The 1,414-nt window shown below is 54.9% G+C and carries 3 protein-coding genes; all 3 read left to right on the top strand.

From position 1 onward, the window contains the following. Positions 1-197 precede the first annotated feature (197 nt). Complete coding sequence (locus GHO41_RS29215) at positions 198-515, top strand: transposase (RefSeq protein WP_048368684.1); 318 nt, start codon at positions 198-200, stop codon at positions 513-515. Then, positions 512-847 carry an IS66 family insertion sequence element accessory protein TnpB gene (gene tnpB / locus GHO41_RS29210; RefSeq protein ID WP_048368683.1) on the top strand — a complete coding sequence of 112 codons (336 nt, stop codon included), beginning with the start codon at positions 512-514 and terminating at the stop codon, positions 845-847. Before GHO41_RS29215 ends, tnpB begins: the two co-directional genes overlap by 4 nt. Positions 848-896: 49 nt before the next feature. Continuing rightward, on the top strand, positions 897-1,414 hold a 518-nt coding region (locus GHO41_RS29205), incomplete at its 3' end, for an IS66 family transposase zinc-finger binding domain-containing protein (protein WP_178126616.1).

Genomic DNA, 1,414 nt, shown 5'->3' with positions numbered 1-1,414 from the left:
TAGGTCATCGTCAAGATTAAATTCCAAAATCCCTGTCTGCTCACGCAGACAGGGATTTTGTTTTTGTGCTCGAAAAAACACTGATCATCGCCCCGCAACAAACAATCGATGTAAGCGAACGGTGAACACACCTACCGACCTCCCAAATTAAGGGCGATGGTGTCCGTCTATTTTTAAGCGGACGCGATAGCCCTTAAATGCGCCAACGAAGCTCTTACCCCAAGTCGTTTAAAGCCCAGGTTGTCCAGGAATGCCTGCAACCCGGCGCCTCCATTTCCAGCGTGGCCATCAGTCACGGCATCAATGCCAACGTGATCCGTAAGTGGCTGCCACTTTTTCGAGATCAACCACCCACAACCCTGCCGGCGTTTGTTCCGGTAAAGGTCGCCCCGAAAAGACAGGCCGAGTCATCGGTAATCATCGAGCTGCCATTTGGTGAGCAAATCATCACGGTGAAATGGCCGTCTTCCGATCCCGAAGGATGTGTCCGTTTTGTCCGTGGACTTGCTTCGTGATCCGCATCGACGCAATCTGGCTGGCCACCGAGCCGATGGATATGCGCTCCGGCACGGAGAAAGCCCTCGCACGAGTCGTGTCTGTCTTCGGTGCGGCGCAGCCGCACTGTGCTTATCTCTTTGCCAATCGCCGAGGCAATCGCATGAAGGTGTTAGTGCATGACGGCCTGGGCGTTTGGCTGGCGGCACGCCGTCTACACCAAGGAAAATTCTCCTGGCCGAGTAATCGGCATGGCGATCAAATGGAGTTAAGTCCCGAGCAGTTACAGGCTCTGGTGGTCGGCCTTCCCTGGCAATGGCTTGGGTCTGACGGAGCCATCCGTAACCATTAAGAGAAATGGATGACATACATCGATCAGCAGATCGGGCAGAGTCATCGCCATGATTCCTACTCCTCGTCTCGATCAGCTCGACACTGAACAACTGCGCAGCCTCGCTGCGCAGTTGCTCACACGCGTTGAGCATCTAGATACGCAGCTGGCGAGCCTCGACAAAGAGGTTCTTCATCAGAAGACCCGTAACCAGCAACTCATTCACGAAATCGCCCTGCTCAAACGCCACCGCTTCGCCAAACGCTCCGAGTCGTTTAGTCCGAATCAGGCCAGCTTGCTCGACGACCTGATTGAGACCGACCTGGCCGCCATCGAAGCAGAGCTTGAAATCCTGGCACCAAAGCCAGCGCAAGCAGCAGTCCGCCAGCAACCCAAACGCACTGCATTGCCTGCCGAGTTTCCACGCACGTTGATTCATCACGATCCAGAAAACACTCAATGCCAATGCGGCTGCGCCCTCAAGCGCATCGGCGAAGACGTCAGCGAAAAACTCGACTACACGCCAGGCGTGTTCAGCGTTGAACGGCATATTCGTGGCAAATGGGTCTGTGACAACTGCGAAACCTT

Origin of the sequence: Pseudomonas sp. FSL R10-0399 (assembly GCF_009600165.1) — a bacterium.
GTDB classification, from domain to species: Bacteria; Pseudomonadota; Gammaproteobacteria; order Pseudomonadales; family Pseudomonadaceae; genus Aquipseudomonas; species Aquipseudomonas helleri.
Note: the sequence above shows the minus strand (reverse complement) of the source record. Positions and strands in the feature narration are given on the sequence as shown.